Source organism: Pseudoxanthobacter sp. (assembly GCF_036822375.1).
GTDB lineage: Bacteria > Pseudomonadota > Alphaproteobacteria > Rhizobiales > Segnochrobactraceae > Pseudoxanthobacter.
This window is the reverse complement of the sequence record NZ_DAISHT010000066.1, coordinates 1-17,582: the sequence shown is the minus strand read 5'-3', so window position 1 is coordinate 17,582 and position 17,582 is coordinate 1. Positions and strand designations below refer to the sequence as shown.

15 protein-coding genes are annotated in these 17,582 nt (G+C 69.6%); 6 read left to right on the top strand and 9 right to left on the bottom strand.

What is annotated here, in order from left to right; all coding sequences use genetic code 11:
* On the top strand, nt 1-774 hold a 774-nt coding region (gene groEL / locus V7067_RS08555; protein ID WP_334175473.1), incomplete at its 5' end, for a chaperonin GroEL.
* Nucleotides 775-1,012: 238 nt separating this feature from the next.
* On the opposite strand, the gene V7067_RS08550 is transcribed toward groEL, so the two are convergent.
* From V7067_RS08550 to V7067_RS08535, 4 genes are all read right to left on the bottom strand, one after another.
* A complete protein-coding gene (locus V7067_RS08550) occupies nt 1,013-2,209 on the bottom strand; it encodes a GGDEF domain-containing protein (RefSeq protein ID WP_334175472.1) in 1,197 nt (398 codons plus the stop codon).
* A gap of 123 nt (nt 2,210-2,332) precedes the next feature.
* Nucleotides 2,333-3,898: a glycosyltransferase family 39 protein gene (locus V7067_RS08545; protein ID WP_334175471.1), complete on the bottom strand. Its 1,566-nt coding sequence runs from the start codon at nt 3,896-3,898 to the stop codon at nt 2,333-2,335.
* Nucleotides 3,899-3,985: 87 nt separating this feature from the next.
* Nucleotides 3,986-5,128, bottom strand: a complete 1,143-nt coding sequence (locus tag V7067_RS08540; protein WP_334175470.1) for a glycosyltransferase family 2 protein — start codon at nt 5,126-5,128, stop codon at nt 3,986-3,988.
* 288 nt (nt 5,129-5,416) lie between these two features.
* A complete protein-coding gene (locus V7067_RS08535) occupies nt 5,417-6,238 on the bottom strand; it encodes a helix-turn-helix transcriptional regulator (protein ID WP_334175469.1) in 822 nt (273 codons plus the stop codon).
* A gap of 176 nt (nt 6,239-6,414) precedes the next feature.
* Here V7067_RS08535 and V7067_RS08530 point away from each other — a divergent pair, with 176 nt between their 5' ends.
* From V7067_RS08530 to V7067_RS08515, 4 genes are all read left to right on the top strand, one after another.
* Nucleotides 6,415-7,677, top strand: coding sequence for a YbfB/YjiJ family MFS transporter (locus V7067_RS08530; protein ID WP_334175468.1), 1,263 nt, complete (start codon nt 6,415-6,417; stop codon nt 7,675-7,677).
* A gap of 82 nt (nt 7,678-7,759) precedes the next feature.
* On the top strand, nt 7,760-8,830 hold the full coding sequence (locus V7067_RS08525; RefSeq protein WP_334175467.1) for a carbohydrate kinase: 1,071 nt from the start codon (nt 7,760-7,762) through the stop codon (nt 8,828-8,830).
* Nucleotides 8,831-8,878: 48 nt separating this feature from the next.
* Nucleotides 8,879-9,820 (top strand): pseudouridine-5'-phosphate glycosidase, encoded by a 942-nt coding sequence (locus V7067_RS08520; protein WP_334175466.1) that lies wholly within the window; start codon nt 8,879-8,881, stop codon nt 9,818-9,820.
* Nucleotides 9,821-10,045: 225 nt separating this feature from the next.
* Nucleotides 10,046-11,395 carry an esterase-like activity of phytase family protein gene (locus V7067_RS08515; protein WP_334175465.1) on the top strand — a complete coding sequence of 450 codons (1,350 nt, stop codon included), beginning with the start codon at nt 10,046-10,048 and terminating at the stop codon, nt 11,393-11,395.
* A 55-nt stretch (nt 11,396-11,450) separates the two neighbouring features.
* On the opposite strand, the gene V7067_RS08510 is transcribed toward V7067_RS08515, so the two are convergent.
* Together V7067_RS08510 and V7067_RS08505 are read right to left on the bottom strand one after the other, a co-directional pair.
* Nucleotides 11,451-12,722: a DUF763 domain-containing protein gene (locus tag V7067_RS08510; protein WP_334175464.1), complete on the bottom strand. Its 1,272-nt coding sequence runs from the start codon at nt 12,720-12,722 to the stop codon at nt 11,451-11,453.
* A 16-nt stretch (nt 12,723-12,738) separates the two neighbouring features.
* Entirely contained in the window at nt 12,739-13,089 is a 351-nt protein-coding gene (locus V7067_RS08505) for an arsenate reductase (protein ID WP_334175463.1), read from the bottom strand.
* 98 nt (nt 13,090-13,187) lie between these two features.
* On the opposite strand from V7067_RS08505, the gene V7067_RS08500 reads away from it, so the two are divergent.
* Nucleotides 13,188-14,225 (top strand): hypothetical protein, encoded by a 1,038-nt coding sequence (locus V7067_RS08500; RefSeq protein ID WP_334175462.1) that lies wholly within the window; start codon nt 13,188-13,190, stop codon nt 14,223-14,225.
* Between the two features lie 67 nt (nt 14,226-14,292).
* On the opposite strand, the gene V7067_RS08495 is transcribed toward V7067_RS08500, so the two are convergent.
* The 3 genes from V7067_RS08495 to V7067_RS08485 form a co-directional block, all read right to left on the bottom strand.
* Nucleotides 14,293-14,691 carry a VOC family protein gene (locus V7067_RS08495; RefSeq protein WP_334175461.1) on the bottom strand — a complete coding sequence of 133 codons (399 nt, stop codon included), beginning with the start codon at nt 14,689-14,691 and terminating at the stop codon, nt 14,293-14,295.
* Nucleotides 14,692-14,798: 107 nt separating this feature from the next.
* Nucleotides 14,799-15,800 (bottom strand): D-2-hydroxyacid dehydrogenase, encoded by a 1,002-nt coding sequence (locus tag V7067_RS08490; RefSeq protein ID WP_334175460.1) that lies wholly within the window; start codon nt 15,798-15,800, stop codon nt 14,799-14,801.
* A 198-nt stretch (nt 15,801-15,998) separates the two neighbouring features.
* A partial coding sequence (locus tag V7067_RS08485) for a GTP-binding protein (RefSeq protein ID WP_334175459.1) occupies nt 15,999-17,582 on the bottom strand: 1,584 nt, incomplete at its 5' end.

Here is a 17,582-nt window from a genome sequence, read left to right as displayed (position 1 = left end):
GAGGATATCGCCATCCTCACCGGCGGCACCGTGATCTCCGAAGATCTCGGCATCAAGCTTGAGAATGTCTCCCTCGACATGCTCGGCCGCTCGAAGAAGATCGCGATCACCAAGGAAAACACCACGATCGTGGACGGTGCCGGCGAGAAGGCCGACATCGAAGCCCGCGTGGCGCAGATCAAGGCGCAGATCGAGGAAACCACCTCGGACTACGACCGCGAGAAGCTGCAGGAGCGTCTGGCCAAGCTCGCGGGCGGCGTTGCCGTGATCCGCGTCGGCGGCGCCACCGAGATCGAGGTGAAGGAGCGTAAGGACCGCGTCGACGACGCCCTGAACGCCACCCGCGCCGCGGTTGAGGAAGGCATCGTCCCGGGCGGCGGCGTGGCCCTGCTGCGCGCCAAGAAGGCGGTTGCCACCGTTTCCTCGCCGGTTGCCGACGTGGAAGCCGGTGTGAAGATCGTGCTGCGCGCCCTTGAGGCCCCGATCCGCCAGATCGCCGAGAACGCCGGCGTGGAAGGCTCCATCGTGGTCGGCAAGGTCTCCGAGCTGCCGGACACCGAGGGCTTCGATGCCCAGACCGAAACCTATGTGGACCTGATCAAGGCCGGCATCATCGACCCGACGAAGGTCGTGCGCACCGCCCTGCAGGACGCCGCTTCGGTCTCCGCCCTGCTCATCACCACCGAAGCCCTGATTGCCGAGCTGCCGCGTCCGGCGGCTGCCCCGGCGATGCCGGGCGGCGGCATGGGCGGCATGGGCGGCATGGACTTCTGATCCGGCCAGCCGCCGCGATCCCGGCCGGGGCAGAGCCGATCCGGCCCGGCTGAGACGCGGCTGCAAACGACCGCTGCAAGAGAAGAAACCCGCCGGCAGGCTCCCTGCCGGCGGGTTTTTTGTTGCCCTTTCCGGGGCAGAACGTCCGCAGCGGCAAAAGCCGGCCGGTCCGGTCGTTGATGGAGGGGCGGGGCGCGGGGGCGCTGTCCGGCGGGCCGGGCCGCGGCGCCGGCCGGCCTCACGGCATGGCCGCGACGGAGCGGTTGCGGCCGCCGCGCTTGGCGCGGTAGACGGCATCGTCGGCCCGGCGCAGCACGTCGGCAATATCGGTCTCGAACGGCTCGCGGGCGGCGATGCCGATGGAGGCCGAGATGCCGGTAACGGTGCCCACCACCACGCCGGCAATCGCCGCGCGCACACGCTCGGCCGCATGTTCCGCCTGTCCGAGATCGGTGTCCGGCATGACGACGCCGAATTCCTCGCCCCCCATGCGGCCGGCAAGATCGCTCGTGCGCAGCGTGGCGGTGATCGCCTGCCCCACCGCGTGCAGCACCTGATCGCCGATCAGGTGGCCGTAGGTGTCGTTGACGCGCTTGAAGTGATCGACATCGATCATCATCACCGACACCGGCCGTTCGCCGCGCACCGCCAGCGCCATCAGCTTGCCGCCCTGCTCCAGAAAACCGCGGCGGTTGGGCAGATCGGTGAGGGAATCCGTCAGCGCCTTGCGGGCGAGTTCGCGCGAGGCCGCAATCAGTTCATCGGTGATGCGCCGGCTGTTGACGGCGAACAGGCCATGCGACATCGCCACCCAGACCACGGTTACGATCGTCGTCGTCAGTCCGAGGCCCGACAGCGAGCCGACGAACGGCACCAGCTCGGGCATGAACAGCAGCACCACGATGCGCCCGACCATCGCGATCAGCAGAACGGTGAGCGCGGTGATGACCAGCAGCAGCGCCGCACTGAAGGAACGCCGCACCTGCCGGACCAGCACCACCATGCCGGGCGTCGCCAGCATCAGGCTGGCGACGGCCGAGATCAGCACCCGCGCCGGAACCGGCAGGTGCAGCAGAAAGGCCACGGTGAGGGCGACGCAGACAACGCCGTAGATGGCGGCGTTGACCAGCCGCCAGACCGCGGCATTGCGCACGTCGTAGAACGACAGCAGGCCATCGTTCACCAGCGGCAGGAAGCTGAAATAGAGCCAGTTGGCAACCAGGATCGCCAGCCAGTCCGGCAGCACGCCGCGGAACAGATAGAGCGCCATTCCGGTGGCATAGATCCCCGAAGCCGTGGCCCAGCGCCGGAAGCCCGGATAGGTCTTCTGGGTGTTGACGACGACGATCATGGAAACGGAAATGGCCATGGCAACGGCCACGTTCACGATCTGCGCCGTGACGAAATCGAAGCCGATGGTCATGGACGGCTGCATGCCGGCCCCCGTCTGCGGGCAGAAGCGCCACTGGCCGCCGCGGCCGCGCCGGAGGCAGCGCCTTTCAGCCGCCGGCCCGGCGGATGCGCCCGCGGCAAGGCCGTCGCCCGCGGGACGGGCGGGTTACCACCACGGAATGATCCGGATCGGATTTGCGATCGGATCGGCAACCCGCATGACCAGATAACGATCAAGCACCACCCCGCCTGCCACCCGCTCGATAACGCCGATCTGGCGGACATCGCGGAACCGGAAGCTGAGGTATTGTGGATAAAAGTTCCGCTCCAGACCAACGAAGAGTCCGGGCTGCGACAACAAGGCCATGGAAGGCTCAGGCGCCGCCACATAGCGCACCCGCTCGTTGAGCTGAACCACCGGAACTTCCGGCAGATAGTATGACAGCTCGCCCGTCATGGCATAGTTCTGCGTGGCAATCCACGTTGCCCCGGCATCGACACGCAGCGCCTCGATCTGGCGCACCAGTTTCGGCCAGCCGCGCAGCTGCTGGGTCGGGTCCATCGGCGAGATGATGCCGCCGAGCGGCCGCGCGCCATGGGCCATCACCGCCACGCCCAGCACCAGCCCGAGGCCGATGGCCCAGGGCCGCAGCCAGCGCAGCAGGCGCACCACCGGCAGCCAGCGGCCGGCCGGCCAGCGGCTGTCGAGCCGGGCGGCGGCCTCGCCCGCCACAAGGGCGGTGGCGGCAAACAGCGGCGCCGGCCAGTTGGCCTGAATGCGGGCATGCAGGCCATGCAGCATCAGATAGAGCACGAAGGGCACGGAGGTGGCGACCAGCAGCCCGCGCATCCGGTCGCCCTGCCAGCCGGCGCGCAGCGACATCCACGCCCCGATCAGCACATAGGGCACCAGCAGCGGCCCGACGAGCAGGATCTCGCCGATGATGAATTCGGGGATGTGCTCCGGCTCCGGCGGCCCCGGCTCGGCGCGGCTGAACTGCTTGATGAACGACACCCAGCCGTGGCCGGCGTTCCACCCGATGACCGGCGCAAACAGCGCCAGCGCCAGCAGACCCGCGACCCAGAACTGCCACGCCTTCAGCCAGCGCCGGTTTTCCCGCCAGGCCAGCACCCAGACCACCATGCCGGCGCCCAGAAACAGCACGGAATATTTCGACATCAGCCCGAGCCCGGCAAAAAGCCCGGCCGCCAGCCACCAGCGCGCCCGGCCGCTGTGCGTGAGTTCGGCCAGCGCCCACAGCGTCAGCCCCCAGAACAGCGCCGACGGCTGGTCCGGCGTGGTCACCAGACCGGCCGCCCCGACCAGAATGGTGGCATTGAGAACGAGCACGGCAAACCCGGCGGCGCGCGCATCGTCAAACATCAGCCGCGCGGTGCGGTAGAGCACCAGAGAGCCGAGCGCCGAGGCCGCCACCGCGATGAGGCGCAGCGCCAGCACGGTGTCGCCGGCCAGCGCGATGCCCGCGCCCATCCACCAGCCAACCATCGGCGGATGGTCCAGATAGCCCCACGCCGGATAAAGCCCCCACAGGCGGTAGTAGGCCTCATCTTCCGTTGGCGGGGTGATGGCGGCGAACCACAGCCGCAGCAGCGTCAGCACCGCCACGATGACGACCAGCCCGGCCGGGCTCAGCGAAAACGCCCCGAGCGCGGCAAGGCTGCCGGTCCGCTCTCCGCCCTGTCGTCCCGTATCCGCCGCAAGCCGTGCCAACGCGTCTCTCCTCACTCCGGCGCGGGCGCGCCAGCCTGCCGCCCGCGCGCTGCGGGCGGCGTTCTGCGGGCGGTCGGGGGCGGCCGCTCAGTGCACGCGCCAGGTGAGCATGGCCGTGGCGGAGAAGTTCCACACAGCCCCCACCAGCGCGCCGGCCGTGCCGGCAATCCACCAGGTCTGGTCAAGGCTGTTGAGCCAGCCGGCAATGCCGACATTGCCGACCACGCCGACCGAGCACACCAGATAGAAGGTGATGAGGCCGCGTGTCAGCCCCCAGAACCCGCGCAGGCGGCGATCGCTGTAGGTGAGGCGGTTGTTGAGGAAGAAGTTCCACGTCATGGCCACGAAGGTGGCAATGAGCTGGGCCTCGTTGAAGGCCAGCCTTCCGACGGTGATGCCGACACGCAGCGAGATGAGATGCACCACCACGCCGGTGAGCCCGACGAGGGCGAACATGAAGAAGCGGACCGGCAGCGCGCCGCCGAGATAGCGCGACACCAGCAGCCCGAGGAACTCCAGCATCACCAGACTGTCGAGCTTGCTCTCGCCCGCCACCCGGTCGCGGAAGGTAAAGGGCAGCTCATGCACCTTCAGCGTGCGCGGGCTGACGGACAGGATATCGAGCAGAATCTTGAAGCCCTGATTGGCGAGCTTCGGCGCCGCGGCATCCACGATTTCCCGGCGCAGCATGAAGAAACCGCTCATGGGATCGGCCAGCGTGACCCCCAGCATGCGCCGGGCGGTTTCGTTGGCCACCGTGGAGGCGAATTCGCGCAGGCGCGACAGGCCCTTGACCTCCGAGCCGGCCACGAACCGGCTGCCGACGGCCACATCCGCCTCGCCGCCGGCAATGAGCGCATACATCTGCGGCAGCAGCGCCTCGTCGTGCTGCAGGTCGGCATCCATCACCGCCACGACGGGCGCGGAACTCGCCAGCATGCCTTCGATGCACGCCCCGGCCAGACCGCGCCGGCCGACGCGGCGGATGCAGCGCACGCGCGGGTTCTCAACCGCGATCGACTTGGCAAGCGCCGAGGTACCGTCAGGCGAATCGTCGTCGACGACGATCACTTCCCAGCCGACGCCGGCCAGCACCTGGCCCACGCGCCGGATCGCCTCGGCCAGATTGCCGCTTTCGTTGAAGGTGGGCAGAACCAGCGTCAGGGCCGGCCGGCCGGCCGGCAGGCCCGCGGCAGCGGCCAGACGGCTCGCAGCAGGGTGTTCATTCACGGTCGCGTCATCCCTTCCTGCCGGCCTCCCCACACGGGAGCCGGCCGAGCATCGCCCGCCGCCCACGCCGTGCATGCCTCGGAACACCGGGGCGGGGCGACCTCTGCGTCTCAGTCTTCTGTCGTCCGTCCGGACCATGCCGCGGCACCGCCCGGCCCCCCGGCTGCGGGGCCGGAAAGGCGCAGCCACAGCGGGAGGAATCGCGCCCGATTGCTCATGCCAACCGGATCAAAAGTCAACCGAAACCCGCCGCCGGCCGTGCCTTCCCGCAACCTGCGGCGCCGGCCGTCATGGCCCGGCCGCCGGCCAGCCGGCACTTTCCGCCTGCGCAAGCCGCCACTGCATCGGCGGACAGCCGGTTTCGCGGCGAAACATGTAGGTGAAGGCCGAAGGCGAGGCATAGCCGAGATCGAGCGCGATGGCGGTGACCGGCCGGCCGGCGGTCAGCCACTCCAGCGCCCGGAACAGCCGCAGCCGGCGCCGCCACGCCCGCAGCGGCAGGCCGAGTTCGGCTTCGAAATGGCGGGTCAGCGTGCGAGCCGAGGCTCCGAGCGCGGCGCCCCACTGCTCCAGCGTGCGCCGGTCGGCCGGATCGTCATAGAGCGCCGTGCACATCTGGTGCAGCCGGGCGCTGCGCGGCCAGGGCAGGTGGAAATCATGCCGGGGCTGGCGGCGGAGCTGATCGAGGATCAGCGTATCGATGCGGGCGGCATAGGCCGCCTCCTCCGCTTCGCCGCGCGCGGCGGCCTCGCCCAGCCGCTGCAACTCGCCGATCAGCGCGCGCAGCAGCGCCGAGACCGACAGCACCCGGCAGTCGTCCGGCAGCCCGGGCCGGCTTTCCACATAGAGATTGCGGAATGCGGCCGTCTGCAGGGCGCCGGTGGTATGGCGCGTGCCGGCCGGCACCCAGATCGCCTGCTGCGGGGTGATGCAGAACCAGTTGTCTTCCACCATCACCGCCAGCACGCCGGAGGTGGCATAGACGAACTGATGCCATCCGTGGCTGTGCGGGGGAAAGCCATGGCCGGCCGGCAGAACCTGCGTGCGCAGAAACACGCTGCGCGGCAGCGCCGTCATCTCCGGCACCGCTACCGGTTTCCAGTCCTGCATACCCGGCATCGTGCTGTTCCGGTCCGCTCTGCAATCTGTCGTCTCATCGACAGTTCTAGTCATCGCTTCGAGAGACAACAAGGCGCCGCCTCTCTAATCTCGGCCCGGAACCTTATCCTTAAAAGGCGGCAGCCGTTCTGCCGGCGGAAGACGAGCCCATGGAACGGCAAGACAGGATGGCAGCGCAGGACGGCATGGCAGCGCAGGACAGCGTGGCAGCGCAGGACCGGGCGACAGCCCCCCGCCGGGCGGGATCGCAGCACCGGGGCCGGCTGCTGCCGGCGCGTGCCGACCATCGCCGCGTGGTGGCCGCCGGCATTGCGGCGCTGGTGCTGACGGTCGGGCTCGCCCGCTTCGCCTACACGCCGATGCTGCCGGTCATGCAGCATGAGGCCGGGCTTTCCGCTGTCGCCGGCGGCTGGCTGGCGACCTTCAATTATGCCGGCTACCTCACCGGCGCGCTGATTGCCGCCCGCACCCGCCACCTCGCCACCAAGTTCCTGTTCTACCGCATCGGCCTTGTCGCGGCGGCGGTGACCACACTGGCCATGGGGTTCACGGACAACGTCTTTCTCTGGGCGGCGCTGCGTTTCGTGTCGGGCCTGTCGTCCACCGCCGGGCTGCTGCTGGCCTCCGGTCTGGTGCTGAACTGGCTGATCCGCGAGCGCCTGCGCCCGGAACTGGGCCTGCATTTCGCCGGCATGGGGCTCGGCATCGTCGTCTCGGGGCTGGCGGTCACGCCGTTCACCGGCCTTCTGGCGTGGAACGGACTGTGGCTGCTGCTCGGTGTCGTCGGCCTCGTCTTCTTCCTGCCGGCGTGGTTCTGGATGCCGGCACCGGTGGCCATGTCGGGCCATGGCGCCCTCGTTGCGCCTCCGCCGCCGTCGCGGCGCTGGATGGGGCTGATCGTGGCGGCCTATTTCTGCGCCGGGTTCGGCTATGTCATCAGCGCCACCTTTCTGGTGGCCATCGTGGAACACCTGCCGCTGTTTGCCGGGCGCGGCGGCTGGGTGTGGGTGATGGTCGGCCTTGCCGCCCTGCCCTCCACCTTCTTCTGGGACCGCGTGGCCGCGGCGCTGGGCGGCATCCGCACCCTGATCGTCTGCTATCTGCTGCAGATCGCCTCGTTCCTGTTTGCGCTGATGAGCGGCAGCGCGGCCGCCGCGCTGGCCGGCGGCTTTCTCTATGGCAGCACCTTCGTCGGCATCGTCAGCCTCACGCTGGCCATCGTCGGGCGCTGCTATCCGGCCAATCCGGCACGCGCCATGGCGCGCATGACGCTGAGCTACGGGGCGGCGCAGATCATCGCCCCGGCCATGGCCGGCTATATCGCCGCCCTCAGCGGCAGCTATGCCGGCGCACTGGCGGCGGCCGCCGCGGTGATGGCGCTCGGTATCGGCCTGCTGCTCATGGCCGGCGAACGGCCGTCCGCCGCCTGAGGCGCCGGGGCCCGCGGAGCCATCGCTCTAGACAAAAGTTTATCGGGCCGATATTTGTTGAGCTTCTCATGAGGCAACGCCCGTGCACGATCTCAACGAGCAGGAACGCGCCATTCTGGCGCGCATCGACGAAGACCCCTTCATTTCGCAGCAGGCGCTGGCGGAGGCGCTGGGGCTCGGCCGCTCGACGGTTGCCACCTACATTGCCCAACTGGTGCGCAAGGGCCACCTGCTGGGCCGGGCCTATGTGCGGGCGCCGCAGCCGGCGGTTCTGGTCATCGGCGGCGCGGTGCTCGACCGCAAATACCGCCTCGACGGTCCGCTGGTGCCCGGCTCGTCCAATCCGGTCAGCAGCGCGCGCACCTTCGGCGGCGTCGGGCGCAATGTGGCGGAGGTGCTGGCCCGGCTCGGCATTGCGACGGAACTCGCCACCGTCGTCGGCGACGACGAGGCCGGCCGCGCGCTTCTGGAGGCCCTGAAGGCGGCCGGCGTGGGCCTCGCCCGCACCGTCGCCCTGCCGGGCGCGCGCACGGCCGAATATGTCGCCGTGCTGACGCCGGACGGCCACCTCGTGGCCGGACTGGCCGACATGGACATCTTCGCCACGCTGACGCCGGCCGATATCGCCCGCCTCGCCCCGGCCCTTGCCCGGGCGGGGTGGGTGTTTGCCGAAACCAACCTGCCGGCCGAAACGATCGCCGCCCTTCTGGCCCGCCGGCGCGAGGGCCGCTTCCGGCTGGCCATGGATGCGGTTTCGGTGGCCAAGGCGGCGCGGCTGCCGGCGGGTCTGACCGGCATCGACGTGCTGTTTCTCAATGCCGACGAAGGCGTTGCCCTGACCGGGCGGGCGGACCCGGCCGCGGCGGCCGCCGCCCTTCTCGCCGCCGGGGCCGGCACGGTGGTGCTGACCTGCGGCGCCGCCGGGGCGTGGATCTGCGATGCCGCCGGCCCCCGCCTGCTGCCCGCCCCGCCGGCGAAGGTGGTGGACGTGACCGGGGCGGGCGACACGCTGGTCGGCGTCGCCCTTGCCGCGCTCGCCTCCGGCCACGGCATCGACGATGCGGTCGGCCGCGGCATGGCTGCGGCGGCCGACACCATCGGGTCCGCCGCCAGCATCGCCCCTGCCCTGTCGCCGGCGCTTCTCGCATCCTGATCGCCCCGTTCAACCGTCGCTGCCGCCCCGCGCGCAAAGGAACCTGTCATGTCACCCGCTGCCACTCCCCCCTCCCTGCACCCCTGGCTCGACATTGCGCCGGAGGTGCGCGACGCGCTGGCGGCCGGCGGGCCGGTCGTGGCGCTGGAATCCACCATCATCAGCCACGGCATGCCCTATCCGGCCAACGTGGCGACCGCGCGGGAGGTTGAGGCCATCGTGCGGGCGGCCGGCGCGGTGCCGGCCACCATCGCCCTCATCGGCGGCCGCATCCGCGTCGGCCTCGGCGCGGCGGATCTCGACCATCTCGGGCAGGCGCACGACGTGGCCAAGGCCTCGCGGCGCGATCTCGCCGTGCTGGTGGTGCGCGGCGCCACCGCCGGCACCACGGTGGCGGCCACCATGCTGATCGCAGCGCAGGCCGGCATCGCGCTGTTCGCCACCGGCGGCATCGGCGGCGTGCACCGCGGTGCCGAATCGACCTTCGACATTTCCGCCGATCTGGAAGAACTCGGCCGCACCCCGGTCAGCGTCGTGTGCGCCGGGGCAAAGTCGATCCTCGATATCCCGAAGACGCTCGAATATCTGGAGACCCGCGGCGTGCCGGTGATCGGCTATTGCAGCGATGCCTTCCCCGCCTTTTTCGCCCGCGAGAGCGGCTCGGGCGTCGACGCCCGCTTCGACAGCGCGGCCGAAATCGCCGCCGTCATCGCCGCCCAGAAGCGCCTCGGGCTGTCGGCCGGCCTGCTCATCACCAACGCCGTGCCGCCGGCCGATGCGCTGCCGGCCGACAGCATCGAGGGCACCATCCGGCAGGCCGTGGCCGATGCCGAGGCGGCCGGCGTTGCCGGCAAGGCGCTGACGCCGTTCCTGCTCGCGCGCATCAACGAACAGACCGGCGGCGAGAGCCTGAAGGCCAACATCGCCCTGATCCGCAACAATGCCCGCCTTGCGGCAGAAATCGCCGTGTCTCTGTCGTCGATGGCCTGAAGATCGGCCAGCCGTCTGTCGCCGTGCGTTTTATTGCGCCCGCCCTCAACAGGCGGGCGCATGGCTTCAGGGCCCCGACTGACAAAAGAAAACGCTGTTAGACGGCAGATTTATTTCCACCGGCGCCGGAAACGGATGCACACGAATACACAAATGTGACACGCCATCGTCATTTGCGGCCAATAGCAGTCCGGGCGTTCCCCCCCGAAGAAGGATCGCTTCCCGATGCGACTGCCCCTGACTGCGCTTGCCCTCGTTGCAGCCTTCAGTGCCCCGGCGCTGGCCGAGACGGTTTATCCGGCCACTCTTGCCGGCCACGCCTATCTGCCGGCGATGACGATGGTGCTGCCGCCGGCCGATGCCCCGCGCGATGCGTTCCTGTCCGGCAAGTTCACCGGCAAGGCCCGCAACGAGATGCCGATGAGCGTGGAAGGCGATGTCGGCAAGGCCTATGGCAGCCACACCACCGGCATCTCCCTGCCCTTCGTCGGCCAGCCCGTGCAGGGCATGTCCGGCTTTGCCATGAACACCCCCGGCGACGGCACCTATTATGTGCTGACCGACAACGGCTTCGGCTCCAAGGTGAACAGCCCGGATGCCATGCTGTTCTTCCACCGCATGAAGCCGGATTTCCGGACCGGCCGGGTGGAGCGCGCCGAGACGATCTTCCTGCGCGATCCCGACCACAAGGTGCCGTTCCGCATCGCCTATGAAGGCACCGACAGCCGTTATCTCACCGGCGCCGATTTCGACCCGGAGAGCATCCAGTTCCTCAACGGCGAAATCTGGATCGGCGACGAATTCGGCCCCTACATCATCCGCGCCACCGCCGACGGCCGCGTCCTCTCCGTCACCCCCACCCGGCTGGACGGCACGGCGCTGACCGGCCCGGATACCCCCGGCACCGTGGTGCCCGCCGCCGCCGGCAAGGACTTCCGCGTCCAGCGCTCGGGCGGTTACGAGGGCATGGCGCTGCAGCCGAAGACCAACCTGCTGTGGGCGATGCTGGAAAAGCCGGTGCTGGCCGATGACGGCAAGCCGGAAGGCAACTTCCTGCGCGTGCTCACCTTCGACACCGCGAAGGGCGACTGGACCGGCAAGAGCTATCGCTTCCGCCTGTCCGACGGGGCCAAAGCCATCGGCGATTTCAACTTCATCGACGATACCCGCGCCCTCGTCATCGAGCGCGACAATGGCGAAGGCGATGCCGCGAAGGCCTGCAAGCCCGATGCGACCGACCTTTCCGCCTGCTATCCGCTGCCGGCCAAGGTGAAGAACATCGTTCTGGTCGACACCGCCTCGGTGGATGACGAAGGCTATATCCGCCGCATCGGCCATGTCAGCCTGCTCGACATCGCCGACCCGGAGCACAAAGCCCTGCCGGGCATGAAGCCGGCCTCCGGCCCGTTCACCTTCCCCTTCTTCACCATCGAGGACGTGGTGCGGGTTGACGATACCCACATCATGGTGGCCAACGACAACAACCTGCCGTTCTCCGGCGGCCGCGAGATCGGCAAGGCGGCGAACAACGAGTTCATCCTGCTCTCGGTGCCGGACCTGCTCTCGGCCCGATAAGCGGCGCTGACGCACCTGCCCGGCCGGTTCCGCATGCAGGCGGGGCCGGCCGGCGCTATTTTGCCGGCCGTCGCGCCGCCGGCGCGGCGACAGGCTCCGGCCCGAACGGTTCCGGCCCGAACACGCTGCGCCCGCCATAGCCGGCGGAAGCGGCGCGCTCGCCGGCCACGAAACGGTCGAAATCCGGCCCCTCCGCCACCCGCTCCAGCCGGCGGGCCTGATCGTCGAGCCGGCGGATCGCCTCCAGCCGCTCGTCGTTGCCGAGTTTCGCCTGCCCCATAGCCCGCTTCAGAACGGCAATGGTCTCGTCCATCACCCGCGTTGCCACCGGATAGGGATGGCGGTCCTTGCCGCCGTGGGCGAGCGAGAAGCGGGCGGGATCGTCGAACCGGCACGGCGTGCCATGCACCACCTCCGCCACCATGGCGAGGGCGGAAACCGTGCGGGCGCCCACACCGGGCACAGCCAGCAGGTCGGCAAAGTCACGCGGCCCGGCTTCCGCCGCCGCGGCCAGCGCGCCGTGCAGGCGGCGCATCATCACATCGCCCGCCACCACCTCATGGCGGGCGGGCATGACGAGATGGGGCAGCAACGGCTGTTCGGGCGGCGGCGGCAGGCGGCCCTCCAGCGTTGCCACCTCGCGGACGATGCCATCCGGGCCGAAATCGCCGAGAAGGCCGATCTGCGCTGCCCGCGACGGGGCCGCCCGGCGATCCGTGAGATTGACGATGCGGCCCTGATTGCGCCCGTCGATGGCGCTGTGCGGCGCCTCCACGAAGCTCTTCAGGTCTTCCGAAAGCCAGTGATAGCGCCGCGCCAGCCGGCTGTCGCCGTTCATGCCCTGCTGCACCACCACCCACTTGCCGTCATCGGCCACGATGAAGCCGTGGAGATAGAGATCGAAGCCATCCTGCACGGCAGCGCTGTCGACCTTGGCCACCATGCGGCTCGCCGCCGCCAGCGCCGCGCCGTCAAAGCCGACGCGGGCGCCGATGGCAGCAAGCTCCGCCGGCGTCTCGCGCGAGTGCCGCCCGCGCCCGCCGCAGACATGAAGGCCGAGTTCGCCGGAAACCGGCCCCAGCCCGCGCTTCAGCGCACCGATGACCGATGTCGTGATGCCGGAGGAGTGCCAGTCCATGCCCATCACCGCTCCGAACGACTGGAACCAGAACGGATGGGACAGGCGGCGCAGGAACTCGTCGCGGCCGTAATGGTGCACGATGGCCTCGGCAATGACCCGCCCGAGGCGCGTCATGCGCTGGCCAAGCCACGCCGGCACGCGGCCGGAGTGAAGCGGCAGATCGGCACTGCCTGCACGCTTTGCCATCGCCGGTCCTCCGTGCTCAGCCGGGGAAGGTGGCGGCGTAGAGGTCCGGCCTGAAGCCCACCACCAGCCCGCTGCCGGTCTCCAGCACCGGGCGGCGGATCATGCCGGGCTGCGCCAGCATCAGGCCCAGCGCCCTGTCGCGGGTGAGGTCGCTGCGCTCGGCTTCCGGCAGCTTGCGGAAGGTGGTGCCGGAGCGGTTGAGCAGCTTTTCCCAGCCAACCGCATCGGCCCATGCCGCGAGCTTCTCCGGCGCGAGGCCGGCCTTGCGATAGTCGTGGAACACCGCCTCGATGCCGTGGCCGGCAAGCCAGGTGCGTGCCTTCTTCATGGTGTCGCAGTTGGCGATACCGTAGATGGTGATGGTCATCGGTTTCCGTTTCCGCCGGTCCCGGCGCCTGCCGGCGCGGGGCAGCCCGGCAAGCCGCCTGTTCCCTTTTCGCCCCCTTTTGCCGAGGAGACAAGATCGTGGCCGCCCTTTGTTCCGTTCCGCCGGTCGCCGCCGGCGTGCGTGCCGGCCGCCTCGCGGCCATCAGCGTGCGTGCCGGCCGCTTCGCGGCCATCGGCCTGCGTTCCGGCCGCCTCGCGGCCGCTGTGCTGCCGGTGCTGGTGCTGGCACTGGGCTGCCTTGCCGCACCGCCCGCCCGCGCGGAAGAGGCGGCCGCCGTTGCCGCCCGTTTCACCGCCGCAGCCGGCTGGAAGGCCCGCGAGGCCGCCACGGTGGAAAAAGCCGCCGGCGCCGCGCCCGCCGCGGGCCCGGTGACGGCGGCCCTCATCTTCACCGATGCCCTCGACAAGCCGGTGCCGCGCATGCGCGAGCGGCTGAGCTATGGCGTCGTGACCGCAACGGCGGCCGGGGCGCCGGTTTCGCTGGCACTGGTGGAGGTCGGCCGCTTCAATCTCGGCCCGGCCATCCGCAGGATGACCATTGCGGACTATGGCGATGCCGCCGGGCCGGCCGAATTCGGCCTTGGCCCCCATGTCGGCTGGCGCTTCGTGTTCCAGAGCGCGGACGGCGGGCCGGTAAAGCTGATCGCCGCCAGCCGGCGCACCTTCAGCGATGCGGAGGCCGCCCGCCAGCGCTGCGACGGCACGGGCTGCCTGCAGCTCGATGCCGACGATCCCCACGACTGGCAGGAAATCAAAGCCCCGGCCGCCCCGTGGGCCGCCGCCATCGGTAACAAGGGAGCCGCCGGCAAAGGCCCCGGCGGGCAGGCAGGCCCGGCGCGAGCGGCGGCGGAGCTGCTGGCCCTTGCCGGCCTGATGCGTCCGGCCGGCGGCAAGCCGCAGTGGCAGGCGCCGGAAGTGCCGGAAGCCGGCCGCCCCGGCGAGCCGTTCCTGTTCGTCATCGCCGAGCGCGACCTCTCCAACGAGAGCTACACCGACGTGCGCCTTGGCCTGACGCGGCTCAACGACGATGCCTTAAGCGCGATGTGGTGGCGCCGGCTCGATTTCGGCGAAGGCCCGGCCACGTTCTATCAGGCCCCGGTGCGGCGCAGCCGCTGAGGCAGAACCCGGTGCGGCGCAGCCGCTGAGGCCGGTCGCGGCCGGGGTCGCCCCGGCCGCGCGCCGGTCAGAGATAACGGCCGGCGCGCTGCAGCACCTCGATCTTGTAGCCGTCGGGGTCCTGCACGAAGAAGAAGGCCGCGCGGCCCGCCCCGCCCGGCAGCTCGAAGCCCTTGAGATCGCCGGGGTTGAGGCCCTGCGCCACAAAGCGGGCGTGCGCGGCGGCGAGATCGTCCACGCTCACCGCCATATGGCCGTAACCGTCGCCGTGGGTGTAGGGCTCGGTGCGGCCGTGGTTGATGGTCAGTTCCAGCTCAAACGGGCAGTCGGGACCGGAAAGATAGACCAGCGTGAAGCCGTCGAAGGCAAAGCGCCCGGCAACGGACAGGCCGAAGGCCTTTTCGTAGAACGTCACCGAGCGCGCCTCGTCCAGCACGCGAATCATCATGTGAATGATCTTGGCCACGACCGTTCCTCTTCCCTGCTGATGGCCGGCGCGGCGGCCTGCCGGCGCGCGGGCGGCCTTTATGGCCCGCACGCCGGCCCGCCACAAGAGCGCACCGGGCCGGGCCGTCAGGCCACCACGTTGCGCGGCGATCCCGCCCGGAATGCCTCGATATTGTCGATGAGCTGATCGGCCAGCCCCTGCATCGCCTCAAGGCTGGCCCAGGCCACATGGGGGGTGAGGATGAAATCCGGCCGCCCGGCGAGCTGCATCAGCGGATGATCGGCCGGCGGCGGCTCGGCGGTGGCCACGTCGAAGCCGGCACCGCCGATCTGGCCGGCCTGCAGCGCAGCCCCCAGCGCCGTCTCGTCCACCAGACCGCCGCGGCCGGTGTTGATGAGCAGCGGCCGGCGCTCCATGAGCGCGAATTCCGCCGCGCCGATCATGCCGCGCGTAGCCGCGTTCAGCGGCGCATGCAGGGTGAGGACATCGCTCGTCTTCAGCACGGTTTCGAACGGCGTATAGAGCGAGCCCATGCCGCTGCGGCCCTTGTGGGCGGCAAACAGCACCTTCATGCCCAGTGCCTCGCCGATGCGCGCCACGGCACGGCCCAGCACGCCGTCGCCGATGACGCCGAGGGTGGAACCGGCAAGATCGCGGATCGGATAATCGAAGAAGCAGAACTGCCCGGCCTGCTGCCAGCGCCCCGCCTGCACCGCCTCGCGATAGGCGACGATGGAACGGCGCAGGGCAAAGATCAGCGCGAAGGTGTGTTCCGGCACGGTGTGGACAGCATAGTTGCGGATGTTGCTGACCACGATGCCCTGCGCCCGGCAGGCCGCGATATCCACGTTGTCGGTGCCGGTCGCGGCAATCGCCACCAGCTTCAGCCGCTCCGCCCCGGTCAGCGTTGCGGCCGTCAGCCGTACCTTGTTGGTGATGACGATATCGGCCCCGGCAATGCGCGCGGCCACCTCCTCCGGCGCGGTACGGCCGAACACCTCGAAATCGTGGGCGAAGGCCGGCGGACGCAGCCGCACCTCCGGCGCGATGGTCTCGCGGTCGAGCATCACGATGCGCGGGCGGGCCGGCATCGATGCGGACCCGGCTGCGGGGCTGGCGGCTGACATGGCTCTTTCCGTTGCGGGCATTTCCACTCCCCCGGGCGGGTCTGCCCGGCCGGTCAGTTGCGGCGCTGATGCGCTCCCGGCCTTTAAGTGTCAGCTTTTCCCCGCCGGATCAAACGGTTGCTCGTGGGGAAAACAAAACGGGCCGCCCCTCGCAAAAGGGGCGGCCCGCCGACAGTCCGGTTCAGGGCGCGGAAAAGCTCAGCTCGCTTCCTTGGAGCGCTCGGCCTTCTTGCGCTCGTTGGGGTCGAGGATCGCCTTGCGCAGACGGATCGATTCCGGCGTCACTTCAACGAGTTCGTCGTCCTGAATGTAGGCCAGCGCCCGCTCCAGCGTCATGCGGATCGGCGGCGTCAGGATCATCATTTCATCCTTGCCGCTGGAGCGCACGTTGGAGAGCTTCTTGCCCTTCAGCACGTTCACTTCAAGGTCGTTGCCGCGGGTGTGCTCGCCCACGATCATGCCTTCGTAGACCTTCCAGCCCGGCTCGATCATCATCGGGCCGCGATCTTCAAGGTTCCACAGCGCGTAGGCCACGGCCTCGCCGGCGGAGTTGGAGATCAGCACGCCGGTGCGGCGGCCGGGGATCTCGCCCTTGTGCGGGGCATAGGCATGGAACAGGCGGTTGAACACCGCGGTGCCGCGGGTATCCGACAGCAGTTCCGACTGGTAGCCGATGAGGCCGCGGGTCGGCGCGTGGAACACCAGACGCATGCGGCCGCCGCCGGAGGGGCGCATCTCGATCATGTCGGCACGCCGCTCGGAGAGCTTGGAGACCACCGCGCCGGCATGCTCCTCGTCGACGTCGATGATGACCTCTTCGATCGGCTCCAGCAGGTTGCCGTTCTCGTCGCGCTCGAACACCACCTGCGGACGGCCGACCGTGAGTTCGAAGCCCTCGCGGCGCATGGTCTCGATCAGGATGGCGAGCTGCAGTTCGCCGCGGCCGGAAACCTCGTAGGAGTCCTTGTCCTTGCCTTCGGCGATCTTCAGCGCAACGTTGCCTTCCGCTTCCTTCATCAGGCGGTCGCGGATGACGCGGCTCTGCACCTTGTCGCCTTCGGTGCCGGCCAGCGGACCGTCGTTGATGCGGAAGGTCATGGACAGCGTCGGCGGATCGATCGGCTGGGCCGGCAGAGCCTCGGCAACGGCGGGATCGCACAGCGTGTCGGCAACGGTGGCGATGGAGAGGCCGGCAATGGCCACGATGTCGCCGGCCGAAGCCTCGTCCACCGGCACGCGCTCAAGACCGCGGAAGCCCAGCACCTGCGTGGCGCGGCCGGTCTCGATCTGCTTGCCCTCGCGGGTCAGCGCCTTGATGGCCTGATTGGGGCGGATGGTGCCGGAGGTGATGCGCCCGGTCAGGATGCGGCCGAGATAGGGGTTCGATTCCACCGTGGTGGCGAGCAGCCGGAACGGGCCTTCCTCGATCTTCGGCGGCGGAACGTGGTCGATCACCAGATCGAGCAGCGGACCGACATTCTCCTTCGGGCCTTCCGGCGTCGCCGCCATCCAGCCTTCCTTGGCCGAGCCGTAGAGGGTGTGGAAGTCGAGCTGGTCGTGGCTGGCATCGAGGGAGGCGAACAGATCGAAGATCTCGTTCAGCACCTCGTCGATGCGCGCGTCCGGCTTGTCGACCTTGTTGATGACGACAACCGGGTTGAGACCGATCTTCAGTGCCTTGGAAAGCACGAACTTGGTCTGCGGCATCGGGCCTTCGGCCGCGTCCACCAGCAGGATCGCGCCATCCACCATGTTGAGGATGCGCTCCACCTCGCCGCCGAA

Bases quoted from the DNA above. Each gene is read 5' to 3' on its own strand.
- V7067_RS08520 (WP_334175466.1), top strand. From the start codon at position 8,879: ATGTCACCCGCTGCCACTCCCCCCTCCCTGCACCCCTGGCTCGACATT.
- V7067_RS08510 (WP_334175464.1), bottom strand. From the start codon at position 12,722: ATGGCAAAGCGTGCAGGCAGTGCCGATCTGCCGCTTCACTCCGGCCGC.
- V7067_RS08515 (WP_334175465.1), top strand. From the start codon at position 10,046: ATGCGACTGCCCCTGACTGCGCTTGCCCTCGTTGCAGCCTTCAGTGCC.
- V7067_RS08505 (WP_334175463.1), bottom strand. From the start codon at position 13,089: ATGACCATCACCATCTACGGTATCGCCAACTGCGACACCATGAAGAAG.
- V7067_RS08490 (WP_334175460.1), bottom strand. From the start codon at position 15,800: ATGTCAGCCGCCAGCCCCGCAGCCGGGTCCGCATCGATGCCGGCCCGC.
- V7067_RS08530 (WP_334175468.1), top strand. From the start codon at position 6,415: ATGGCAGCGCAGGACGGCATGGCAGCGCAGGACAGCGTGGCAGCGCAG.
- V7067_RS08535 (WP_334175469.1), bottom strand. From the start codon at position 6,238: ATGCAGGACTGGAAACCGGTAGCGGTGCCGGAGATGACGGCGCTGCCG.
- V7067_RS08550 (WP_334175472.1), bottom strand. From the start codon at position 2,209: ATGCAGCCGTCCATGACCATCGGCTTCGATTTCGTCACGGCGCAGATC.